Genomic DNA, 21,228 nt, shown 5'->3' on the forward strand with positions numbered 1-21,228 from the left:
CGCAGACTTGCGCGCACGCCATGGCTCCTTCGTTCCTGCGGTATTTTTGATGCTGTGCTGATCTCTGACCGTGACATTCGTGCCGAAATCGATTCCCGACGCATCGTCCTGGAACCGTACGACCCCGCCATGGTCCAGCCATCGTCCGTGGACGTGCGGATCGACCGCTTCTTCAGGCTGTTCGACAACCACAAGTACGCGCACATCGACCCCTCCGAGGAGCAGCCCGAGCTGACCCGCCTGGTGGAGGTCGAAGGCGACGAACCGTTCATCCTGCACCCCGGCGAATTCGTGCTTGGCTCCACCTACGAGACCGTGAGCCTGCCGGACGACATCGCCGCACGCCTCGAAGGCAAGTCCTCCCTGGGCCGCCTCGGCCTGTTGACCCACTCCACCGCGGGCTTCATCGACCCCGGTTTCTCCGGCCACGTGACCCTTGAGCTGTCCAATGTGGCCACCCTGCCCATCAAGCTGTGGCCCGGCATGAAGATCGGCCAGCTCTGCTTCTTCCGCCTCAGCTCCGCCGCCGAACACCCCTACGGCTCCGGCGAATACGGCAACCGCTACCAGGGCCAGCGCGGGCCCACCGCGAGCCGCAGCCACCTGAACTTCCACCGGACGGACATCTGAGCGTGGCTTCCCTGACTGTCCTGGACGGCGGTATGGGCCGTGAACTCGCCCGCCGCGGCGCACCTTTCCGGCAGCCGGAATGGTCCGCGCTTGCCCTGATGGAAGCGCCGGAGCACGTCCAGGCCGTCCACGAAGACTTCATCGCTGGCGGCGCCCGTGTCATCACGAGCAACAGCTACGCCGTGGTTCCCTTCCACATCGGCGAGGAGCGCTTCGCCGCGGATGCCCGCACCCTGGCCTCCCGGGCCGGCCGCCTGGCCCGTGCCGCCGCGGACTCTTCCGGGCACAGCGTGCGCGTGGCCGGTTCGCTGCCGCCGCTGTTCGGCTCCTACCGCCCCGACCTGTTCGACGCCGGCCGTGCCGCCTCCGTTCTTGCGCCTCTGGTGGACGGGCTCGCCCCGCACGTGGACCTGTGGCTGGCCGAAACCCAGAGTTCCATCACCGAAGCGCGGACCATCCGTGCCGGCCTGCCCGACGACGGCAACCCCTTCTGGCTCTCCCTCACCTTGCGTGACGATTCCGTGGCCGGCCCCGCCGTGCTGCGCTCCGGCGAGACTGTCGAGGAGGCCGCGGAGGCCGCCGTCGCGATGGGTGCGGAAGCGCTGCTGTTCAACTGCAGCCGCCCGGAAGTCATGGGTGCCGCGCTTTCTGCTGCACGGTCTGTTGTTGACCGGCTGGGCGCGGAGCTTTCGCTGGGCGTGTACGCGAATGCCTTCCCGCCGCAGCCCGAGGACGCCACCGCCAACGACGGCCTGGACGAACTCCGCGAAGACCTCGATCCCGCCGGGTACCTGCAGTGGGCCGCGGCGTGGCGTGAGCAGGGCGCGGACATCATCGGCGGCTGCTGCGGCATCGGCCCGGAGCACATTGCGGCGCTGAGCAGGGAACTGCACTAGGCAAGGAGCCGGGCCGGCATTTTGAATCGGCCTGAGACGAAATGCCGTCCGCGTGACATATGCAGGTGTAACCATACAGACGGGGGCGCCATGGATATCCAGCGGACGGATCCAGATGCCTCTTTGTCTCAGCGCGGTGCTGTCTCCGATGCTGCACTATTGGAACGGATCATCACCCGTAACCAAGGGGCGCTTGGCGAAATCTACGACAGGCACAGCCGGCCCGTAGCCTGGCTGGCACATTCCCTGGTCCCTGCCCATTTTGTTGACGATGTCCTCCAGGCAACGTTCCTCACGCTCTGGGACAAAGCGGACCGCATAGACCTCGGAGACTCGTTGCTGCCCTGGCTCATGGGAACTTGCCGGATGCACTGCAAGGCGGTCCTGCGAAAAGAGAGCCGGCACCATCACGAGGCGACGGTGCCCGAGCAGGCCGGCGGAAACGTTGAGGACGAGGCGCTGCAACGCCAACTGCTCGATGCGATCGACAGACATGTCGCCGGCCTCAGCGAACTGGACCGCCAGATCTACCGGCTGTGCATCCACGAAGACCTCAGCTACAGCGCCGCGGCGCAGCAGCTTGGCATTACTCCGTCCGCACTCCGCAACCGCCTCTCCAGGCTGCGCGGCGGTATCCGCCGCCTCTTCGGCGGACATTGAAAGGACAGGGACATGAACACCCCTCCAGACCCCGCGGTGCCGACTGCCGCAGACCTTGCCCGGAACAGGTCGCAGCTCCTGGGTGTGCTCGGGCACCGTGCTGCTGTTCGGCGTCGGCGTCAGATCGCCGCGGGGGTCGCTGCCGCAGCGGTGCTGCTCGGCGGCGCGACGGCGAGTGTTCTTGCTTTGGGTGCGCCGCCAGCAGTGCTTTCCGAGCCTGTTGCCCAGGAGCCGGGCCGGCAGCCCGGACCGCCAGGAACGGTGCCGCCCTACGACGCGTACGCGCGCATCCCGGAAAGCGACATCGAGCGCCTTCCTGGCGGGGTACATGACGACATTCTGTGGGATGCCCGGAACCCGTACTACGGCTACGACACACTCCCGGTCGTGGCCCGGGTGCATATTGACTCGATCGACGGCGGGCGGACTTTCAGCCCGATCTCCGGGCAGTACGTCTTCCCTGAGACGGTAGGGAAGATGACCGTCCTTGAGGCCTACAAAGGCGGTCTCAGGCCGGGCACGCAGGCGAACTATTCACGGCTCGGGGGAATCGTGGCTTTCGATGAGTACTGGAAAAGCTTGAACCCGCAGCAGCAGGACAAGATGCTCCATATGAACGGCGGGAAGATGCCGGCTCACAGCAAGTATGTCCAGGAGAAATTCATGGACGACATCGACATTGAAGCGGGCAAGGAGTACCTCGTTTTCCTTCAGCCACAGTCGTCCAAGGACGGCACGCACCGGGAATACGTCATCACCGGGCTCCAGTTCGGGCTCAGGGAAGTCAAGGGATCCGGAGACGGGACGCTCGTCCTGAACAACGTCACCGAGGAGTGGGAGAGTCTGGGTAGGGTTGTCAGGCTGCCCTAGCTATGCCGAGCTCGCGGGAACGCTGCGGGGTCGCCGGATGGTTCCGGCGAGCTGGCAGCATTCCGGCGATTTCGGCGCCGGGCCGGGGTGCTGAACCCCTTACCGCCCCGCCAGCGCCGGCTTCGGTTTGCGGACCGCCTTCACCACCGGTTCCACGAAGCGCGCCGCGAGCGGACCGATGACGGCCATCAGCAGCACATAGGCCGTGGCCAGCGCCGCCAGCTCCCGCGGCACCGCCCCCGAGGTCACGGCCAGGCCGGCGATGACGATCGAGAACTCACCGCGGGCAATCAGTGCGGCCCCGGCACGGAAGCGGCCGGGCATGGCGATGCCCGCCTGTTTTGCCGCCCAGATGCCCGTGAGCATTTTGGTGGCCGCGGTGACAACGGCCAGCAGCAGGGCGAAGAGCAACACCGGCGGGATGGTGGACGGGTCCGTGTTGAGTCCGAAAGCCACGAAGAAGATCGCGGCGAACAGGTCCCGCAAGGGCTCCAGGATCCGGGTGGCGTTGTGGGCCGTGGCGCCGGAAATCGCGATGCCCAGCATGAACGCGCCCACGGCGGCGGAGACCTGCAGGGCCGAGGCGATGCCTGCCACCAGCAGGGCCAGGCCCAGGACGTTGAGCAGGAAGACCTCGGAATTTTCGCTGTGCACGGCCTGGGACACCCGGTGCCCGTGCTTGAGCGCCACTACCAGGACCAGCGTGATGACGGCCAAGGCGATGCCCACGGTCTGCAGCCCGCCCAGGAAGCCGACGCCGGCCAGGATCGCGGTGAGGATCGGCAGGTAGATGGCCATCGTGAGGTCTTCGAACACCAGGATGGCCAGGACAACAGGAGTTTCGCGGTTACCAATGCGGCCGAGGTCCGTGATGACCTTGGCCGCGATTCCCGACGAGGAAATATAGGTGACGCCGCCCATGACGATGGCGCCCACCACGCCCCACCCCAGGAGCAGGGCAACCCCGGCGCCGGGCGCGAAATTGAGCACGAGGTCCATGACGCCGGCCTGCCAGGAACGCCGCAGGCCGGTCACCAGTTCGGACGCCGTATATTCCAGGCCGAGCATCAACAGCAGCAGGATGACGCCGATCTCGCCGGACAGGTGCGCGAACTCGTGCATGCCGTCCAGCTTGACCAGGCCACCCGCCCCGAAAGCCAGGCCGCCCAGCAGGTACAGCGGGATGGGGGACATGCCGATTTTTCCGGCGAGGCGTGCCAACAGGCCAAGGCCGAATACCACGGCCCCAAGTTCGATCAGCGCCAGGGCCAAAGGGTCCATGGCGGTCAGCCGTTGCGGAGGATGGCAGCCGCGGAGTCCAGGCCTTCCTGCGTGCCGACAGCAACCAGCAGATCACCCACATGGAGCACGACGTCGGGCGCGGGCGAGGGGACAACCTCGCCTTCGCGCATGATCGCCACGATCGACACGCCACTGCGGGTGCGGATCTGTGCCTTGCCCATGGGCTGGTTCTGGAAGGGGGAGTCGGCCGTGATGGAGAACTGGCGCGTCACGATGCCGGGAATTTCCTTGTGGGCCTCGGCAAGGCGCATGGCGATGTGCTGGCCGCCCAGGAGGTTTCCCAGGGCGGCGGCTTCGTCAGCAGTCAACGGGATGGATGCCTGGCAGGTATCGGGGTCGTCCCAGGTCGAAACAAACAGCTCCGTTTCGCCCTCCCGCAGTTCCACGACGCCGATCCGGCGTCCGGACGCGGTGATGAAGTCCTTGCGGACACCCAAGCCGGGAAGTTCGGTCTCATCCACGTTCATGGAACCACCCTAGTCCTCTTGGCGAGGCGGCGGAATCACACCTCGAGCGGCAGTCCGCGCGCGGCGTCGTCGTAGTATTCACGGTTCTTCAGGGACGCGGCGGCCGCCTCGTCCAGCACCACGATCGCGTTGGGGTGCCACTGCAGGATCGACGCCGGGCAGGACGCGGAGAGCGGACCCTCGACGGCGGCCGCCACGGCATCGGCCTTTGCCGAACCGGTGGCGATGAGCACCAGGCGGCGGGCGTCCATGACGGTGCCCAGGCCCTGGGTGATGCAGTGCGTGGGAACCTCGGCTTCGGAGGCGAAGAAGCGGGCGTTGTCCCGGCGGGTGCGGGCGGCCAGGCGCTTGACGCGGGTGCGGGAGGACAAGGAGGACGCCGGCTCGTTGAAGCCCACATGGCCGTTGGCGCCGATGCCCAGGATCTGCACGTCAACGCCCCCGGCGGCGGCGATCGCGGCGTCGTAGGCGGCCGCTCCTGCTTCGAGTTCTTCAAGGGTGGCGCCGGTGCCGTCCGGGACGTTCAGCCCCTCCAACGGCAGGCCGATCACTTCGCAGACCTCGCGGATGAGGACCTGGCGGTAGGACTCGGGGTGCGTGGCGGGCAGGCCAACGTATTCGTCCAGCGCGAAGCCCTTGGCGGCGGAGAAGTCGGCGCGGCCGTCCGAGACCGCGGCGGCGAGCTCGGCGTAGAGGCCGAGCGGCGAGGAGCCCGTGGCGAGGCCGAGGACGGGCGCCTTGCCGGCGGGAAGCCCGGCAAGGACGGCCTGGGCGGCGACGGAGGCAGCGGCCTCCGGGTTGGGGGCGACGATGATTTCCATGAAGTTCCTTGGCTTGGTTGGGTCAGTTGGTCTGTTCGCCGAGCAGCAGGCCGCAGAGCGCCTGGGACACTCCGAGCGAGGCGCCGTAGGTGACAATGTCTGCGCCGCCGCGCGGCCAGCCGCACTCGACGGCGATCACGGCGTGCCCTTCCGCGCGCAGCCGGGAGAAAACCGTCCAGAGCGGATGGTCGCCGTCGAGCCCGCGTCCGACGACGGCCACCTTCGCGCCGGCCGGAACCTCACCTTCACCGACGACGGCGTCCGTCGCCGCGGCGGGTCCCCACGGCACCTGCCCGACGGCGAAGTTCGCGCCGGTGTCCACCTGCACGATCGCCACGGGTTCTTCGCGGGCGAGCCACTTTTCCGCGGCGGCGGAGACTTCGAAGGCGTCCCGGATGCGGCCGGCGTCGAGGACCGCGGCTGTTTCTGCGGTGTCCAAGGCCGGTTGGCCCGGCTTGCTGGAAATGCCGCGCGGGGTGGCCTGGTGGATTTCGGCCGGGCCGGCAGCGGGGAAGCGCTTGGCGAGTCCGGCGACGCGCGCGGCGGCGTCCGCCAGCCGTTCGAAGCTCACGCGTCCTTCGGCAACTGCTGCAGTGATCGCGGTGAGCGTCTGTTCGTAGAGTTCCGGGCTGGTGTCCGAGCCGAGGACCAGCAGGTCCGAGCCGGCCAGCAGCGCACGCACGGCGGCTTCCGGGACGCCGGTCTCCGCGGACGCCCCGGCCATGTCCAGGGCGTCGGTGAGGATGACGCCGTCGAATCCGAGCTCCTCGCGCAGCAGGCCCTGCAGGATCCGGGAGGAGAAGGTGGCCGGGTTCTCCGGGTCCAGGGCCTCCACCAGGATGTGGCTGGTCATCACCGTGGCGCCCTTGGCCTCCACGAGTGCCCGGAACGGCACCAGCTCACGCGCTTCGAGGACCTCGGCGGAGGCCGTGACCCGGGGGAGCTCAAGGTGCGAATCGCTGACCGTGCTGCCGTGGCCGGGGAAGTGCTTGGCGCACGACGCCACGCCGGAGTCCTCCAGGCCGCGGATCCAGGCCGCCGTGTGCCGTGCCACCAGGTCCGGCTCGGCGCCGAAGCTGCGGACGCCGATCACGGGGTTGTCGGCCTCGGAGTTCACGTCGGCGTCAGGGGCAAGGTTGAGGTTGATGCCCAGGCTGGCGAGTTCCTGGCCGATGGTCGCGGCGCTTGTGGCAGTCAGCGTGACATCGTCCAGGCGGCCCAGCACGGCGTTGCCCGGCTGCGGCGAACCGGTGAGGTAGTGGAGCCGGGTGACGTCCCCGCCTTCTTCGTCGACGGCGATCAGCGTGTTGGGGGAGTGCGCCCGCAGACCTGCGCACAGGTCGCGCAACTGCACCGGGGACGCCACATTGGTGCCGTAGAGGCAGACGGCGGCCAGGCCGGCGTCGTACGCGTCAAGGATCCAGACGGGCACGGCGATCCCGGAGAATCCGGGCATCAAGGTGCCGGCCGCGAGGCGGCGGATCTCTTCGGTGCGCTGTTCCGTTGCAGGGAGGGTGGCGGAATTCAAGGTGCCCATGGCTTGGCTCTTTCGGACGACATTGTGCGGGGCGGTAAGGCGGGGCTCCGGCTTGGAGTCCCTCGGAGAGGGGGCGCGGTTCACGCCACTCCCAGTTGGTTCCACAGGACCATCACCGCGGCGCCGCGCAGGACAATGTCCTGCGGATCTTCGGCTAGCCGGACAGCGAGCGGTTGCGGGTCCTGGTGCAGCAGCCGGGCAAGCAGAGTCTGCTGCACGGCGTCGAGCAGCGGACCTCCCAGCAGGTGGCGGGGGCCTGCGAGGACCACTTCCGCCAGGTCGAGGACGCCCACCACGGGGGCGAGGGCGATGGCGAGGCGTTCGCCCGCTTCTTTGTAGACGACGGCGGTGGCAGCTTCCGGGTCTTCGCCCGCCGCGGCGTCGGCCAGGGCGCGCTCCAGGCTGGGTGCCGACATCCAGGTTTCCAGGCAGCCGGTGCGGCCGCACACGCAGAGTGTGCCGGGGTCCGTGCCCACCGTGACATGGCCGATTTCACCGGCAGCCGAGTGGGCGCCGCGGGCACGCCGGCCGCCAACGATCACGCCGGAACCGACGCCGCGGCCGATCTTGACGAGGATTTCGTCATCGCAGCCGCCGCCGAAGGTGTGGTCCGCGTGGACGGCGGCGTCGGCGTCGTTGGAGACGAGGGTGGGCAGGCCGGTGTGCTGCTCCAGCAGTTCGCGCAGCGGCACGTTGCTCCAGCCCAGGTTGGGTGCGGTGAGGACCACGCCGTCCGCGCTGACGATGCCGGGGCTCCCGACGCCGATGCCCAGCAGCGGCGCGGTGGCCTTGGCCGCGGTGTCCGCGACGAGGTCCAGGAGCTGTTCGACGACGGCCTGTCCGGTTGCGGCTTTCCCGGTGCCTGCGCCGAGCGGCCGTTCCAGGCTCGCCAGGATGTTGCCGTCCAGGTCCAGGACCGCGGCACGGAGATCGGATTCGCTGGAGAGGTCCACGCCGATGACCTGCAGGCCCTGGCGGTTGATGTCCACGAGGATGGCGGGCTTGCCCGGGCGGACCTGGCCGGACTGGCCAAGTTCCACCACGTGCCCGCGTTCCATGAGGTCCGAGACAAGGTCCGAAACGGTGACGCGGGTGAGGCCGAGGGTGCGGGAGAGGTCTGCGCGGCTCATGGCGCCGGCGGCATGGAGCGTGCGACGGACCAGGGAGAGGTTGTTGGCGCGGCCGTCCGACGGGAGGGTGGCGGCGCCGGCCCGCTTGCTGTGACCCCGGTCTCGTACGCTTGGCATAGGAGTTAGTAAACTCTACTAACAATCAAAGGTCAAGGGGTTCCGAGGCGCCCGCTCCAAGGGCGAAACCCTGGTGGTTGAGCTTGTCGAAACCCGAAACCCGGATCTCGACAGGCTCGATCACCGGGGTTGAGCTTGTCGAAACCGAAACCCGGATCTCGACAGGCTCGATCACCGGGGTTGAGCTTGTCGAAACCGAAACCCGGATCTCGACAGGCTCGATCACCGGGGTTGAGGTACGACGGCGATCGCGGCCTCTGCGGGCGCCTTCACCGGCAGGAGGACCAACAGTCCAGCGAGCAGCACCACCATGATGCCGAGGATTCCCCACCGCTGCGCCTCGCCGGCGGCCACCAGGGGAGTGGCGATGGCGATGCACAGCGTGAACAGGGTGGGCGCCAGGAAACTGACGGCCCGGCCCGTGGTGGCGTACAGGCCGAAGAGTTCCCCGGATTCGCCCTCGGGCGCCAGGCGGGCCAGGTAGGCGCGGGACGAGGCCTGGGCCGGGCCCACGAACAGGCACAGCAGCAGGCCAAACACCCAGAACGTGGTGCTGCCGCTCCAGGCCGAGCCGAACAGGGAGTAGTCCCCGTTGCCGAGGACCAGGATGGCGGTCCCGGCCACCAGCAGGCCCAGCAGGGAAATGATGATCACGGCCTTCGGCCCGATCCGGTCATCCAGCAGGCCGCCGATGATGGCGCCCACCGCGGCCACCACGTTGCCGAAGATCGCGAAGAAGATGACTTCCTTGAGCTCGAAACCGAAGGTGCCGGCCGCGATCACGCCGCCGAAGGTGAAGACCGCGGCCAGGCCGTCGCGGAAGACGGCGCTGGCCAGCAGGAAGAAGATGGTGTGAGGGCTGGTCTTGTAGATGGCGGCAATCCTGCGGAACAACAGCCGGTAGGAGGCCAGGAAACCCAGCCGTTCCCGGGCGGGCCGGGCGGGAAGCTCCGGGACTGCGAACATCACCGGCAGCGCAAAGATGAAGAACCACAAAGCCGAGAACACGGCCACCAGCCGGATGTTCAAGCCATCCGCGGTCTCCGCCCCGAACCACTCGAAGGAGGGCTGGACGAACAGCTGCAGCACGGCCAGCAGCGCCACGATCCCGCCCAGGTAGCCCATGCCCCAGCCGAAGCCGCTCACCTTGCCGATGTTGGCCGGCGTCGAGATCTGCGCGAGCATCGCGTTGTAGTTGACCCCGGCGAACTCGAAGAACACATTGCCCAGCGCGATCAGGGAGACGCCCAGCAGCAGGAACTCCGGGCGCGGAAACACGAAGAAGCACAGCGCGGTCAGCACTGCCACAAGTGCCGTATTCACGCCGAGCCACAGCTTGCGCCGCCCGCCGGCGTCGGAGCGCTGCCCGGTGATCGGAGCGAGCAGCGCGATGGCGGCACCCGCGATGGCGAGGGCGCCGCCCAATGCGGCGGACGCGGCGTCCTCCCCGCCGAAGGCGTTGGAGGTGAGGTACACCGTGAAGACGAAGGTGGTCATGACGGCGTTGAAGGCCGCCGATCCCCAGTCCCAGGAGGCCCAGGCCAGGATGCGTCCCTTGGTGGAGGAAGTGCTGCCGGAGGCCAGCTCCGAGGCCGGCTTGGATGCGTCGGGAACCGCTGCGGTGTCCATGGTGTGAATGCTATCGGCCCGGGGTGACGAAATCTGATTGTCACAGCCGATTGATAAACTGTTCGGACTGAACCCAACGTAGAACCGCCGGCTCCAACTCTTTGACAACTTTCATCCTGATTTGCGGAGATAACAGTGATCACAGTCCTTGCCGTGACCTTTGCAGCGGCTGCTGTGGCGCCCTGGATCTTCCGGAAAATCGGGCGGAGCGCGTTCTACGTCCTGGCGGCCGTTCCCGCGGCATCACTCGCCTGGCTGATTGCCCAATACGGCCGGGTGTACAGCGGCGGAAAGACCGGCGGCTTCATCGAAGAGCACGCACCATGGATTCCCGAACTCAAGCTTGAATTCGCCTTCCGCATGGACGTCCTGTCCTGGGTGATGTCCCTGCTGGTCCTCGGCGTCGGCACCTTGGTGCTGGTCTATTGCGCCCGCTATTTCAAGGACAAGGACAGCTACCTCGGCGGTTTCGGCGCGCAGCTGCTGGCCTTCGCCGGCGCCATGTTCGGCCTGGTCACCGCGGACGACCTCCTGATGATGTTCATCTTCTGGGAACTCACCACGGTGCTGTCCTACCTGCTCATCGGCTACGCCCGCACCCGCCTGTCCGCCCGCCGCTCGGCATTGCAGGCCCTCATCGTCACCACGGCCGGCGGACTCGCGATGCTCATCGGGCTCATCATCCTCGGCCAGTCCGCGGGCAGCTACCGGATCTCGGAGATCCTCGCGCGAACCGGCGAGCTCTTCGCCGGGCCCGCCCAGGGCGCGGTGAGCGCCGCCGTCGTGCTCATCCTGGCCGGCGCGGTGACGAAGTCCGCGCTGCTGCCCTTCCACTTCTGGCTCCCCGGGGCCATGGCTGCGCCCACGCCCGTGAGCGCCTACCTGCACGCCGCCGCGATGGTGAAGGCGGGCATCTACATCGTGGCCCGCCTGGCGCCGGGCTTCAGCGAAAGCCCGCTGTGGCTGCCCCTCGTGCTGGGCCTCGGCCTGGGCACCATGCTGCTGGGCGGCTACCGGGCGCTGCGGCAGACCGACATCAAACTCATCCTGGCCTACGGCACCGTCAGCCAGCTCGGCTTCCTCACCATGGTGCTTGGCCTGGGACGCCCCGACGCCGCGCTTGCCGGCCTCGCGCTGCTGCTTGCCCACGGCCTGTTCAAGGCGGCGCTGTTCCTGGTGGTGGGCATCATCGACCACCAGTCCGGAACCCGCGACATCCGCAAGCTCTCCGGCGTCTACAAGTCTTCCCGCGCGCTCGCCATCACCGCCGCGCTCGCCGCTGCCTCCATGGCGGGCGTGCCGCCGCTGGCCGGATTCGTGGCGAAGGAATCGGTGTTCGAAGCGTTCGTTCATTACAGCGCCGATCCCCTCTCCGGCGTGTGGGGCGCGGTGCTGCTGGGGGGTCTAGTGCTGGGCTCCGTGCTCACCTTCGCCTACACCGCCCGCTTCATGTGGGGTGCCTTCGCCACCAAGCCCGGCGTGGAGCGTACCCCTTTCAAGCCCATCCGGCTGTCCTTCCTCGCCGCCCCCGCCATCCTGAGCCTGGTGAGCCTGGCATACGGCCTGTGGCCGGTTCCGGTGGACGCCTGGATCCAGCCGTACGCGGCGCTTTTCATCCCAGCGCACGACGCCGGAACTTCCGTTCCTGAAGCAGGGCACCTTGCGCTGTGGCACGGACTGACGCCCGCCCTGGGGCTGACCGCGGTCACCTTCGCCGCCGGCCTCGCCATGTTCTACTGGCGCAACGCGGTCTCGCGGGCGCAGGAGCGCGTGCCTGACTGGGTGGACGGCGACCGCGCCTACCAGAACACGATCGGTGCGCTGGACGACGTCGCCGTCTGGGTCACGGGCCGCACCCAGCGCGGTTCGCTGTACTTCTACCTGGCCGTGATCCTGAGCGTGGCTTTCGTGGTGCCGCTGAGCGTGCTGATCGTGTCCAACAAGCCCCTTCCCGGCGGCCTCTACCTGGTGGATCCGAACTCGCCCCTGCAACTCGTGGCCGCCGCGGGGATCATCGCCGGCGCCCTGGCAGCGGTGCGCGCCAACAAGCGCTTCCTCGCGGTGCTCATGGTCTCGGTGACCGGCTACGGAATTGCCCTGATGTTCGCGCTGCAGGGCGCCCCGGACCTCGCCCTGACCCAGATGCTGGTGGAAACGATCATCCTGGTGGCCTTCGTCCTGGCCATGCGCAGCCTGCCCGCCGAACTACGGGACCGCACCGGCGGCAAGTACCGGGTGGTGCGCATCATCATCGGCGCCGCGTTCGGCATCACCATGATCTTCGTGGCCATCTACGCCATGGGTGCGCGCGTTGCCGATCCTGTCTCCCTGGCCTTCCCGCAGCTGGCCTATGAAGGCGGCGGTGGCCTGAACGTGGTCAACGTGACGCTCGTGGACATCCGGGCCTGGGACACCTTCGGCGAGATCTCCGTGCTCGCCGTCGCCGCCACGGGCGTCGCGAGCCTGATCTTCATCCGCAGCCGCGGCGAGCGGATCACCCGGGCCGCCGCCATGCCGGACGGCACCGTGGGGCGCCGTTCCGCCGTCGGGAACGATTCGAAGGAACACGCCTCGCTGCATGTGGCGCGCAGGTTCGCCGGCAAGGCCGGGGACCCCTGGCTGGTGGCCGGCCGCACGCTCGCCCCCGAGCGGCGCTCCATCATCTTCGAAGTGGTCACGCGGCTGATTTTCCACTCGATGATCATCTTCTCCGTGTACCTGCTGCTGGCCGGGCACAACCTGCCGGGCGGCGGTTTCGCGGGCGGACTCCTGGCCGGGCTCGCGCTCACGGTGCGTTACCTCGCCGGCGGCCGCTTCGAGCTGCGGGAGGCCGCTCCCATCAGCGCCGGCATGCTGCTCGGCACGGGCCTGGCACTGGCGGCGTTGACCGGGTTGGTTCCGCTGTTCCTTGGCGGCCAGGTGTTCCAGAGCGCCATCATCCAGTTCTGGCTGCCGGTGTTCGGGGACATCAAGTTCGTCACCTCCACTCTGTTCGATATCGGCGTGTACCTGGTGGTGGTCGGCCTGGCGCTCGATGTCCTGCGCAGCCTCGGCGCCGAAATCGATGAACACTTCGAAGAAACCGCGGCGGGAGATTCCGCAGGGCTCGCCGGACCGGCGGACGGCCCCGTGGAGATGCCCGCGGAAAGCAGCGAAACAGACACTCCTGAAAACGGCGAGACGGCACTGGCCACCGGAAGCGAAAGGGACAACGCATGAGCGTCAATCTGACCCTTTTGCTGGTGATGGGCGTGCTGTACGCCTGCGGGATCTACCTGATCCTGGAACGCAGCCTCACCCGGGTGCTGCTGGGGCTGGTGCTGCTGGCCAACGCCACCAACCTGCTGATCCTGGCCACCGGCGGGTACGCGGGCCTGGCGCCGTTGTTCTCCAAGGGCACCGACCCCCGCGACTACAACGATCCGCTGCCGCAAGCCCTGATCCTGACCTCGATCGTGATCTCCTTCGCGGTGACCGCGTTCATGCTCGGCATCATCTACCGCACCTGGGCCCTCGCCCGGCAGGACGACATCCAGGACGACGTCGAAGACCGCCGCGTGGCCCAGACCCCCAGCTACGACGCCGAGGACGACGCCGAGGTCCCGCAGGAAACCTCGGAGTTCCCGCTCGCTGCGGTCGCCGCCGGGCATACCCCGGAGGACCCGGAACCCGGCGGAGAAGCGCCACTGAACGACGACGAAGGAGGGGGACCGCGATGAACGCAGCAAGCCTGGCGCCGCTCGCCGTCGTCCTTCCGATCCTGGGTGCCGCCCTCACCTTCGCGCTCAACCGGAATCCGGTGGCACAGCGGACCGTAAGCATCGGCCTGCTGGCCGCGACCCTGCTGCTTGAATGCTGGCTCCTGGCCGCCGTCTGGACTACGGGAACCGCGTCCGTGACCCTGGGCGGTTGGCTGCCGCCGTTCGGCGTGGTGATGGTGGTGGACCAGTTCTCCTCGCTGATGCTGGTGGTGTCCTCCGTAATCAGCCTGGCCGTGCTCGTCTACGCCACCGGGCAGGGCATGGCCGACGGCGACCAGGAAGCGCCGGTCTCGATCTTCCACCCCACCTACCTGATCCTGGTGGCCGGGGTGTCCAACGCCTTCCTCACCGGCGATCTCTTCAACCTCTATGTGGGCTTCGAGATCCTGCTGACGGCAAGCTACGTGCTCATGACCCTGGGCGGCACCGGGCCGCGTATCCGGGCCGGCGTCACCTATGTGGTGGTGTCTGTGGTGTCCTCGGTGCTGTTCCTGATCGCAATCGCCATGATCTACGGCGCCACGGGAACCATCACCATGGCCGACCTCGCCGTGAAGCTCGCCGAACTGGACCCCGTCACCCGGAACCTCCTGCACGTCATGCTGTTGGTGGCCTTCGGCATCAAGGCCGCCGTGTTCCCGCTGTCCTTCTGGCTGCCGGACTCGTACCCCACCGCGCCCGCGCCGGTCACGGCCGTGTTCGCCGGCCTGCTCACCAAGGTGGGCGTCTACGCCATGGTCCGCACCGAAACCCTCCTCTTCCCGGGAGACACCCTCAATACTCCGCTCATGGTGGTGGCCCTCCTAACGATGGTGGTGGGCATCCTGGGTGCCCTCGCGCAGAGCGACATCAAACGTCTGCTTTCCTTCACCTTGGTCAGCCATATCGGCTACATGGTGTTCGGCCTGGCCATGTCCTCGGTCACCGGGCTCGCCGCCGCCGTGTTCTACGTGGCGCACCACATCACCGTGCAGACCAGCCTCTTCTTGGTGACGGGCCTGATCGAACGCCGCGGCGGCAGCTCCTCCATGGACCGGCTGGGCGGGCTGGCCAAGCTCTCCCCGCTGCTGGCCCTGCTCTTCTTCGTGCCCGCGATGAACCTGGCCGGCATCCCGCCGTTCTCCGGCTTCCTGGGCAAGCTCGGCCTCCTGCAGGCCGGCATGGAACTGGGCACCCCGCTGGCCATCACCCTGGTGGCGGGCGGTGTGCTCACCAGCCTGCTCACCCTCCTGGCGATCGCCCGCGTGTGGAACCGCGCCTTCTGGCGCAAGCCCGAGGACGCCGAATACCCGGACCCCATCCTGAAAGACACCGCCGCAGTCGGCCTTCTTCCGCGGACCATGGTGGGCCCGACGGCGGCACTGGTGGTTTTCGGGGTTGCCCTCACCGTGTTTGCCGGGCCGCTTTTCCAGCTGGCCGGCAATTCCGCGGAGCAGATGCTGGACCGCACGGCGTACATCCAATCGGTGCTGGGCCCTGAGGTGACGGTGCCGGGGATCGCGGCGCCGGGCAGTTCCGGGCCTTCAATCCAGGGAGGCGCGAAATGAGCCGCAAGCCGATCTCCCTCCGCACCGAGCTGCCCCTGCTGATCTGGCTCGTCATCGTCTGGGGTGCCCTGTGGCGCGACTTCAGCCCGGGCAACCTGCTCTTCGGGGCGTTGATCGCCGTGGTGGTGGCCAGGATCTTCTACCTGCCGCCGGTGGAACTGAGCGGCCGATTCAACGTCCTCCGCGCCATCCCGTTCGCACTGGTGTTCCTCGCCAAAGTGGTGGCAGCGAGCTGCCAGGTCATCTACCTGGCGGTGGCCAAAGGGCCCAAGGTGGTGAACGCCGTCGTCGAAGTTCCGCTCCGGAGCCATTCGGACCTGATGGTGACCGCCACCGGCCACGTCATCTCGCTGATCCCGGGCTCGCTGGTGGTGGAGGTGGACCGATCCACGTCCACGCTGTACATCCACGGCCTGGACATCCGGGACGAGGCCGACGCCGCCAAGCTCTGCAAGGAAGTCCAGGACACCGAGGCAGGGCTGATCAGGATCATGGGCAGCAAGGCGGAGCTTGCTGCGCTGGAGGCCGAAACCGCCCCGCCCGCCCCGCCCGCCCATACGAAAGGAGAGACGCCGTGAAGGACATCGTCTTGATCGCGACGGCGGTGATCCTCACCTTGGCCGCTGCCGGGGCAATCGTGCGGATCGCCGTCGGGCCGTCCCTGCTTGACCGGGTGCTGGCGTCCGACGTGCTGCTGGGCATCGTGGGCGCCGCGCTGGCGATCGACATGGCCGTCAACCGGCACCTGAACAACCTGGTGCTCCTGGTGGCGCTGACGCTGATCGGCTTCATCGGATCGGTGACCGTTGCCCGCTTCGTCTCGGACCGGAGGGGCCAGGCCAATGACTCCTGATGCCACCGGCGTGGATGCCGTGATCGATGCCGTGACCGCCGTGTTCCTGGTGCTGGGCGCGTTGATGTCGCTGACCGCCACGATCGGCCTGCTGCGTTTCCCGGACCTGATGAGCCGCATGCACGCCGCCACCAAGCCGCAGGTACTGGGCTTGTTCCTGCTGCTCGCCGGAATCGGCCTGCAGATGCGGCAGTGGTGGGTGTGGCCCGTGCTCGCCGTGGCCTGGATCTTCCAGCTGCTCACCGTGCCGGTCTCCGCGCATATGGTGGGCCGCGCCGGTTACCGGACCAAACACCTGCACCCGGAACTGCTCAGCGTGGACGAACTCGAAGCCGTGGTGCGGCGGGCGGCCAGCGAGCAGGAAGAACAAACGGAAGCAGGCGCCCCGAAGGACCGCTAGGCGTCGCTCCTGCCAGCGGACATGTCCCTCACTGGCAGCGGGCGGTGGACATGTCCACTAACCCTTGGTGCACATGTCCGTCGCCAGACGGCAAGGATGGACATATTCGCATTATGTCCATCCTTGGCCACGTGCAGTGGACATGTCCCTGGAAGAACTAGACGATGTCCTGGGTCTTGGCGAAGCGGGCGATGGCGCGCTGGGTGCCGCGGCTGGTCAGGACCTGGATGACGGCGCTGACGGACGCGGAGATCAGCGCGAAGGTAAGGGCTGAGCGCAGGCTGGTTTCCATGTCGTCATTGCCCTTGGGCGGCTTGTTGCCGGTGGTCTTTTCCCAGATGCCGTTGACGAGCTTGGTGCCCGCGAATCCTGCGCCGATGCTGATGCCGGTGCCGAGCAGTTTGAAAAGGAAGTTCATGCCGGAGCTCCTTGCGGGAGGAAACAGGACCGTCCCCAGCCTAACCCTATTCGGGGGCCGGCGATTGGCGGCGGCGCTCGAAGAAGGCCTTGAGCGCTCCCGGTTCCGGGCGGACGGGAACGATGTCCCGCTCCGTCTCCAGCGCCACCCCGGTGCTGCCGAGCCGCAGCAGCTCTTCCAGCAGGACCAGCGTGGGCGGCATGAGCTTCAGGGCTCCGGCGGCCTCGGCTTCCAGGATGCCGCGCACCGGCATCCACAATGACTGCCAGGCCTCCGTGGTCTGGTGGCTGGCCTCTGCCTCCGGCGCGGGCACAGCCAAGTAGAAGTATGTATCGAACCGCTTCGGCTGGTCCTCCGGCGTGACCCAGTTGGCCCACGGACGCAGCGAGCCGGCGTCGAGTTCCAGGCCCGCTTCCTCCTGCACCTCGCGGAGTGCCGCAGCAAGGACGCGGCCCGCGTTGTGCAGAGATGCGGCAGCGGACTCCGCCGCGATGCTGCAACGGCGCCATGCCTGTGCGTGCCGGCGGGCGACGTCGTCGGGAAAGTTCCAGCCGGAACCGTCGACGGCGTCCACTCGCCCGCCGGGGAACACCACCATCCCGGCGGCGAAGTCCATGGTGGAGACCCGGTGCTGGACGAAGACTTCCGGGCCGTCGGAGCCGTCGCGGAGCAGGATGACGCTGGCAGCCAGGCGGGCTTCCGGCGCCTCTGACGGCGCCTCCATAGGCGCCGCACCGCTGCCCGGGACGCTGATGGGCCCGCCGTTGTCCGCCATGAACGCTCCTTTGCCGTACCCGCTGTGACGATTCTGCTGGATCACACCCGCAGTCACTCCACCGTACCCGCGCCACTCCGGGCCGGGCGACGCCAAGACCGGAGGTGATCCAGCAGAATGTGCCGGCCCACCAAAGGAAGCGCCCCGGACCAGAGCAATATGACCGCCCGCCCCGCAACGGAAGGGGCCCGCCGCGGAAGCGGGGTGTAAACTGGAGCACGCCCAAAAGGGCAATTGATAACGACAGGGGAGCGCCGCCGTCGGGCTGCAGGAGCAGAACGAAGGAAGGGCGCTGAGAGTGCGGAACACCGCAGACCCTCGAACCTGATCCGGTTAGTACCGGCGCAAGGGAGTCGAGTTCTCAGAGTGACCGGAGAACGGGCCGCCACGGCAGTCCACCCGGGCAACACTTTCCCCTCCTGTTTCCTCAGGAGGACACAATGACTACAGCAAGTGTGAAGAAGACCGGCTACAGCTGGCGCGTGGTGGACATCGTGGTGGCGGCGCTGATCGCCATCGCCGGCGGCGTGATCTTCTGGGCCTGGTCCCAGGGCGCCAGCCTGATCACCCCGGCCACCGCGGTGTACCCGCCCCTGTCCGGCCTCTACGCCGGCGGCTGGATGATCCCGGCCGTGCTCGGCATGCTCGTCATCCGCAAGCCCGGCGCGGCGCTGTTCTGCGAAGCCGTGGCCGCCACCGGCGAACTCATCATGGGCTCCCAGTACGGTACCACCGTGCTGATCTCCGGCATCGTCCAGGGCCTGGGCGCCGAGATCGTGTTCGCGGCCTTCGCCTACAAGAAGTTCAACCTGCCGGTCTCGCTGCTGGCCGGTGCCGCGGCGGGCCTGTTCTGCGGCCTGAACGACTCCTTCGCGCCGTGGGGCTGGAATATCGCGTACGGTGCCGGTGACAAGCTCGCCTACATCATCTTCTGCGCCATCTCCGGTGCCATCATCGCCGGCGCCCTGTCCTGGGTGGCCACCCGCGGCCTTGCCAAGACCGGCGTGCTGAGCTCCTTCGCCTCCCGCAAGGCCGGCGACGAGCCCGCCTTCTCCTGATGCCCGTCCCTTCCAGCGGAGCCGTCCGTCCCGCCGCCGTGTCCGCGCGCGGCTGGGGCTGGCGGCATGCGGGCCGCAGCACCCCGGCCGTGCACGGCCTGGACCTCGAGATCCAGCCGGGCGAACGCGTGCTGCTGCTGGGTCCCTCCGGCGCGGGCAAGTCGACCCTGCTGCACGCCCTCGCGGGGGTGCTCGGTGATGAGGACGACGACGCCGACGAGACCGGTTCGCTGCTGATCGACGGTGCCGTGCCGCGCGACTTTAGGGGCAGGGAGAGCCGTGGCCGGGCCGGGCTGATGCAGCAGGACCCCGAGACGCAGGTGGTGCTTTCGCGCCTGGGCGACGACGTCGCCTTCGGCGCCGAGAACCTGGCCGTGCCGCGCGAGGAGATCTGGGCCCGCGTGCATGAGGCGATCGACGACGTCGGACTGGCTGCTTTCCCGCTCGACCACCCGACGTCGGCGCTCTCCGGAGGCCAGAAGCAGCGCCTCGCGCTCGCCGGCATCCTGGCGATGCGTCCCGGCCTGATCCTGCTGGACGAACCGACCGCCAACCTGGACCCGGCCGGCGTGCTGGAGGTGCGGGACGCCGTCGAACGCTGTCTGGACAAGACCGGCGCCACGCTGGTGGTGGTGGAGCACCGGGTGTCCGTCTGGAAGGACCTGGTGGACCGGATCGTGGTGCTGCAGCCCGGGAGCTCGTCCGAGCCCGCGGTGCTGCTGGACGGCCCGCCGGACACCGTGCTGGAGCAGGCCCGGGACATGCTGGCCGCCGCCGGCGTGTGGGTGCCGGGGTATGTTCCGGCTACCCGCGGGCGGATGTCCGCCGGGGGAAGTGAACTGCTCCTGGAAGCGCAGGATGTCGCCGTATCCCGGGAACGCCCGCGCCGCCGCGGCTTCAAGACCATTCCGCCCGTTCCGGTCCAGGACGGCCTCAACGCCCAGGTCCTCGCCGGCCAGGCGCTGACCATCACCGGCCCCAACGGGGCTGGCAAGTCCACCTTCGCGCTGACCCTCGCCGGGCTGCTGGCTCCGGTCTCCGGAACGGTGAGTGCCGGCGTCGGCCTCGCGGCAGGCGCCGGAAGCAACCCGTATGGCTGGAAGGCGCAGCAGCTGATTTCCCGGATCGGGACCGTCTTCCAGGAACCCGAGCACCAGTTCGTCACGGGCCGGGTGCTGGATGAGCTCATGTTCGGGCCGAAACATTTGGGCCACGGGCAGGAACGCGTGGATGAACTGCTGGAACGCCTGCGCCTCACGCACCTGGTGGACGCCAACCCGTACACGCTTTCCGGTGGCGAGAAGCGCCGGCTCTCCGTGGCCACCGTGCTGGCCGCGCACCCCAAGGTGCTGGTGCTGGACGAGCCGACCTTTGGCCAGGACGCCAACACCTGGGCCGAGCTGGCGTCCTTCCTGTCCGAGCTGCTCGACGCCGGAACCGCCGTGGTCTCCGTGACCCATGACGAAGAATTCACCGCCGTGCTGGGCGGCACCGAGATGCGCCTGGATGCGCGGGCCGGGCGCGGTGTCCGGCAGGAAGCGGGTGCGGCATGAGGGACGTGCTGAGCGTGCACGGCAACCAGGCCCTGCTCACCCGTGCCAACCCGCTGGCGAAGTTCGTGGCGGTTTTCCTGATCACCATGGTGCTGGCGCTGTCCATCGACTGGGTGTCCGCGTCCACGGCCCTGATCGCCGAGTTCGCGCTGTTCCCGCTGGCCGGGCTCACGCTGCGGCTGCTCTGGCAGCGCGGCTGGCCGCTCATCCTCGCGGCGGCGCTGGGCGGTTGGAGCACCGCGATCCTTTCGGCGGACAGCGGAAAGATACTGCTCGACGCCGGCATCTGGTCCATCAGCGAAGGCTCGCTGGAGCTCGGGCTCGGGTTCATGCTGCGGGGCCTGGCGATCGCCCTGCCGGCCATCCTGCTGATGAGCTGCACCGATCCCACCGACCTGGCCGACGCCCTGGCGCAGAAGGCGAAGCTGCCGCACCGCTTTGTGCTCGGCACCTTGGCCGCGATGCGACTGGTGGGCCTCCTGGCCGAGGAGTGGCAGACCATCGGCATGGCCCGGCGTGCCCGCGGCGTGGGTTCGCACGGCAGCCCCCTGCAGCGCCTGCGGGCCACGCTCGGCCAGAGTTTCGGATTGCTGGTGCAGGCCGTGCGCCGGGCCTCGAGGCTCGCGGTGACCATGGAAGCACGCGGCTTCGGCGGTGCCTCCCGCACATGGGCCCGTGAATCGACGTACTCGCTGCTTGATGTGTGGGTGCTCCTGGGCGGCGTGGTGATTGCCGCCGCGGCCGTGCTGACCGCCGTCGCGGGCGGGGCCTGGAACTTCGTGTTCTAGTTTCAGGGCCTCCGCG

At 68.2% G+C, this 21,228-nt stretch carries 22 protein-coding genes and 1 riboswitch; of the genes, 13 read left to right on the forward strand and 9 right to left on the reverse strand.

Annotated features, from left to right (window positions below):
* The first annotated feature begins 54 nt into the window (after positions 1-54).
* The 4 genes from dcd (at position 55) to BIU82_RS17345 (ending at position 3,056) form a co-directional block, all read left to right on the forward strand.
* Positions 55-630: a dCTP deaminase gene (gene dcd, locus BIU82_RS17330; RefSeq protein ID WP_070350699.1), complete on the forward strand. Its 576-nt coding sequence runs from the start codon at positions 55-57 to the stop codon at positions 628-630.
* 2 nt (positions 631-632) lie between these two features.
* Positions 633-1,526, forward strand: a complete 894-nt coding sequence (locus BIU82_RS17335) for a homocysteine S-methyltransferase family protein (protein ID WP_216099044.1) — start codon at positions 633-635, stop codon at positions 1,524-1,526.
* Positions 1,527-1,685: 159 nt separating this feature from the next.
* Positions 1,686-2,186: a sigma-70 family RNA polymerase sigma factor gene (locus tag BIU82_RS17340; RefSeq protein WP_171906577.1), complete on the forward strand. Its 501-nt coding sequence runs from the start codon at positions 1,686-1,688 to the stop codon at positions 2,184-2,186.
* A gap of 12 nt (positions 2,187-2,198) precedes the next feature.
* The gene (locus BIU82_RS17345; protein WP_139146676.1) at positions 2,199-3,056 is read left to right on the forward strand and encodes a hypothetical protein; all 858 of its coding nucleotides are present in this window, start codon (positions 2,199-2,201) and stop codon (positions 3,054-3,056) included.
* A 99-nt stretch (positions 3,057-3,155) separates the two neighbouring features.
* On the opposite strand, the gene BIU82_RS17350 is transcribed toward BIU82_RS17345, so the two are convergent.
* The 7 genes from BIU82_RS17350 to BIU82_RS17380 form a co-directional block, all read right to left on the reverse strand.
* Positions 3,156-4,337, reverse strand: a complete 1,182-nt coding sequence (locus BIU82_RS17350; RefSeq protein ID WP_070350701.1) for a cation:proton antiporter — start codon at positions 4,335-4,337, stop codon at positions 3,156-3,158.
* A gap of 5 nt (positions 4,338-4,342) precedes the next feature.
* Entirely contained in the window at positions 4,343-4,825 is a 483-nt protein-coding gene (locus tag BIU82_RS17355) for a cation:proton antiporter regulatory subunit (protein WP_070350702.1), read from the reverse strand.
* Between the two features lie 35 nt (positions 4,826-4,860).
* Positions 4,861-5,646 carry a glucosamine-6-phosphate deaminase gene (locus BIU82_RS17360; protein ID WP_070350703.1) on the reverse strand — a complete coding sequence of 262 codons (786 nt, stop codon included), beginning with the start codon at positions 5,644-5,646 and terminating at the stop codon, positions 4,861-4,863.
* Between the two features lie 22 nt (positions 5,647-5,668).
* On the reverse strand, positions 5,669-7,183 hold the full coding sequence (locus BIU82_RS17365) for a glycoside hydrolase family 3 N-terminal domain-containing protein (RefSeq protein WP_083292408.1): 1,515 nt from the start codon (positions 7,181-7,183) through the stop codon (positions 5,669-5,671).
* 80 nt (positions 7,184-7,263) lie between these two features.
* A complete protein-coding gene (locus BIU82_RS17370) occupies positions 7,264-8,430 on the reverse strand; it encodes an ROK family transcriptional regulator (protein ID WP_070350704.1) in 1,167 nt (388 codons plus the stop codon).
* 25 nt (positions 8,431-8,455) lie between these two features.
* Positions 8,456-8,656, reverse strand: coding sequence for a hypothetical protein (locus tag BIU82_RS17375; RefSeq protein WP_070350705.1), 201 nt, complete (start codon positions 8,654-8,656; stop codon positions 8,456-8,458).
* Positions 8,653-10,059 (reverse strand): MFS transporter, encoded by a 1,407-nt coding sequence (locus BIU82_RS17380; RefSeq protein WP_070350706.1) that lies wholly within the window; start codon positions 10,057-10,059, stop codon positions 8,653-8,655. The genes BIU82_RS17375 and BIU82_RS17380 overlap by 4 nt, the downstream gene beginning before the upstream one ends.
* Positions 10,060-10,194: 135 nt before the next feature.
* On the opposite strand from BIU82_RS17380, the gene BIU82_RS17385 reads away from it, so the two are divergent.
* From BIU82_RS17385 to mnhG, 6 genes are read left to right on the forward strand one after another with little or no spacing between them, the layout of a single operon-like run.
* Positions 10,195-13,278 carry a Na+/H+ antiporter subunit A gene (locus tag BIU82_RS17385; protein ID WP_070350707.1) on the forward strand — a complete coding sequence of 1,028 codons (3,084 nt, stop codon included), beginning with the start codon at positions 10,195-10,197 and terminating at the stop codon, positions 13,276-13,278.
* Complete coding sequence (locus BIU82_RS17390) at positions 13,275-13,778, forward strand: Na(+)/H(+) antiporter subunit C (RefSeq protein WP_070350708.1); 504 nt, start codon at positions 13,275-13,277, stop codon at positions 13,776-13,778. Before BIU82_RS17385 ends, BIU82_RS17390 begins: the two co-directional genes overlap by 4 nt.
* Positions 13,775-15,367, forward strand: a complete 1,593-nt coding sequence (locus tag BIU82_RS17395; RefSeq protein ID WP_070350709.1) for a Na+/H+ antiporter subunit D — start codon at positions 13,775-13,777, stop codon at positions 15,365-15,367. Before BIU82_RS17390 ends, BIU82_RS17395 begins: the two co-directional genes overlap by 4 nt.
* Positions 15,364-15,945: a Na+/H+ antiporter subunit E gene (locus BIU82_RS17400; RefSeq protein ID WP_070350710.1), complete on the forward strand. Its 582-nt coding sequence runs from the start codon at positions 15,364-15,366 to the stop codon at positions 15,943-15,945. Before BIU82_RS17395 ends, BIU82_RS17400 begins: the two co-directional genes overlap by 4 nt.
* On the forward strand, positions 15,942-16,220 hold the full coding sequence (locus BIU82_RS17405) for a monovalent cation/H+ antiporter complex subunit F (RefSeq protein WP_070350711.1): 279 nt from the start codon (positions 15,942-15,944) through the stop codon (positions 16,218-16,220). The genes BIU82_RS17400 and BIU82_RS17405 overlap by 4 nt, the downstream gene beginning before the upstream one ends.
* The gene (gene mnhG, locus BIU82_RS17410; RefSeq protein ID WP_070350712.1) at positions 16,210-16,620 is read left to right on the forward strand and encodes a monovalent cation/H(+) antiporter subunit G; all 411 of its coding nucleotides are present in this window, start codon (positions 16,210-16,212) and stop codon (positions 16,618-16,620) included. Before BIU82_RS17405 ends, mnhG begins: the two co-directional genes overlap by 11 nt.
* A 157-nt stretch (positions 16,621-16,777) precedes the next feature.
* Here the strand turns inward: mnhG and BIU82_RS17415 are convergent, their stop codons facing one another.
* Both BIU82_RS17415 and BIU82_RS17420 read right to left on the reverse strand, forming a co-directional pair.
* Positions 16,778-17,038 carry a DUF4235 domain-containing protein gene (locus BIU82_RS17415; protein ID WP_070350713.1) on the reverse strand — a complete coding sequence of 87 codons (261 nt, stop codon included), beginning with the start codon at positions 17,036-17,038 and terminating at the stop codon, positions 16,778-16,780.
* A gap of 46 nt (positions 17,039-17,084) precedes the next feature.
* Positions 17,085-17,813 (reverse strand): NUDIX hydrolase, encoded by a 729-nt coding sequence (locus tag BIU82_RS17420; RefSeq protein ID WP_083292409.1) that lies wholly within the window; start codon positions 17,811-17,813, stop codon positions 17,085-17,087.
* Between the two features lie 235 nt (positions 17,814-18,048).
* A riboswitch (TPP riboswitch) is annotated at positions 18,049-18,182 on the forward strand.
* A 71-nt stretch (positions 18,183-18,253) separates the two neighbouring features.
* Here BIU82_RS17420 and BIU82_RS17425 point away from each other — a divergent pair.
* The 3 genes from BIU82_RS17425 to BIU82_RS17435 are packed head-to-tail and all read left to right on the forward strand — an operon-like array spanning position 18,254 to position 21,212.
* Positions 18,254-18,871, forward strand: a complete 618-nt coding sequence (locus tag BIU82_RS17425; protein WP_070350714.1) for an ECF transporter S component — start codon at positions 18,254-18,256, stop codon at positions 18,869-18,871.
* The gene (locus BIU82_RS17430) at positions 18,871-20,424 is read left to right on the forward strand and encodes an ATP-binding cassette domain-containing protein (protein WP_070350715.1); all 1,554 of its coding nucleotides are present in this window, start codon (positions 18,871-18,873) and stop codon (positions 20,422-20,424) included. The genes BIU82_RS17425 and BIU82_RS17430 overlap by 1 nt, the downstream gene beginning before the upstream one ends.
* Positions 20,421-21,212 carry an energy-coupling factor transporter transmembrane component T gene (locus BIU82_RS17435; protein ID WP_070350716.1) on the forward strand — a complete coding sequence of 264 codons (792 nt, stop codon included), beginning with the start codon at positions 20,421-20,423 and terminating at the stop codon, positions 21,210-21,212. Before BIU82_RS17430 ends, BIU82_RS17435 begins: the two co-directional genes overlap by 4 nt.
* Positions 21,213-21,228: the final 16 nt, after the last annotated feature.

The sequence above is a fragment of the Arthrobacter sp. SW1 genome, assembly GCF_001766675.1.
Lineage (GTDB): Bacteria > Actinomycetota > Actinomycetes > Actinomycetales > Micrococcaceae > Arthrobacter.

Bases quoted from the DNA above. Each gene is read 5' to 3' on its own strand.
- BIU82_RS17430 (WP_070350715.1), top strand. From the start codon at position 18,871: ATGCCCGTCCCTTCCAGCGGAGCCGTCCGTCCCGCCGCCGTGTCCGCG.
- BIU82_RS17380 (WP_070350706.1), bottom strand. From the start codon at position 10,059: ATGGACACCGCAGCGGTTCCCGACGCATCCAAGCCGGCCTCGGAGCTG.
- BIU82_RS17420 (WP_083292409.1), bottom strand. From the start codon at position 17,813: ATGGCGGACAACGGCGGGCCCATCAGCGTCCCGGGCAGCGGTGCGGCG.
- BIU82_RS17350 (WP_070350701.1), bottom strand. From the start codon at position 4,337: ATGGACCCTTTGGCCCTGGCGCTGATCGAACTTGGGGCCGTGGTATTC.
- BIU82_RS17400 (WP_070350710.1), top strand. From the start codon at position 15,364: ATGAGCCGCAAGCCGATCTCCCTCCGCACCGAGCTGCCCCTGCTGATC.
- BIU82_RS17415 (WP_070350713.1), bottom strand. From the start codon at position 17,038: ATGAACTTCCTTTTCAAACTGCTCGGCACCGGCATCAGCATCGGCGCA.
- BIU82_RS17370 (WP_070350704.1), bottom strand. From the start codon at position 8,430: ATGCCAAGCGTACGAGACCGGGGTCACAGCAAGCGGGCCGGCGCCGCC.
- BIU82_RS17345 (WP_139146676.1), top strand. From the start codon at position 2,199: ATGAACACCCCTCCAGACCCCGCGGTGCCGACTGCCGCAGACCTTGCC.
- BIU82_RS17360 (WP_070350703.1), bottom strand. From the start codon at position 5,646: ATGGAAATCATCGTCGCCCCCAACCCGGAGGCCGCTGCCTCCGTCGCC.
- BIU82_RS17435 (WP_070350716.1), top strand. From the start codon at position 20,421: ATGAGGGACGTGCTGAGCGTGCACGGCAACCAGGCCCTGCTCACCCGT.
- BIU82_RS17365 (WP_083292408.1), bottom strand. From the start codon at position 7,183: ATGGGCACCTTGAATTCCGCCACCCTCCCTGCAACGGAACAGCGCACC.
- BIU82_RS17355 (WP_070350702.1), bottom strand. From the start codon at position 4,825: ATGAACGTGGATGAGACCGAACTTCCCGGCTTGGGTGTCCGCAAGGAC.
- BIU82_RS17390 (WP_070350708.1), top strand. From the start codon at position 13,275: ATGAGCGTCAATCTGACCCTTTTGCTGGTGATGGGCGTGCTGTACGCC.
- mnhG (WP_070350712.1), top strand. From the start codon at position 16,210: ATGACTCCTGATGCCACCGGCGTGGATGCCGTGATCGATGCCGTGACC.
- BIU82_RS17425 (WP_070350714.1), top strand. From the start codon at position 18,254: ATGACTACAGCAAGTGTGAAGAAGACCGGCTACAGCTGGCGCGTGGTG.
- BIU82_RS17395 (WP_070350709.1), top strand. From the start codon at position 13,775: ATGAACGCAGCAAGCCTGGCGCCGCTCGCCGTCGTCCTTCCGATCCTG.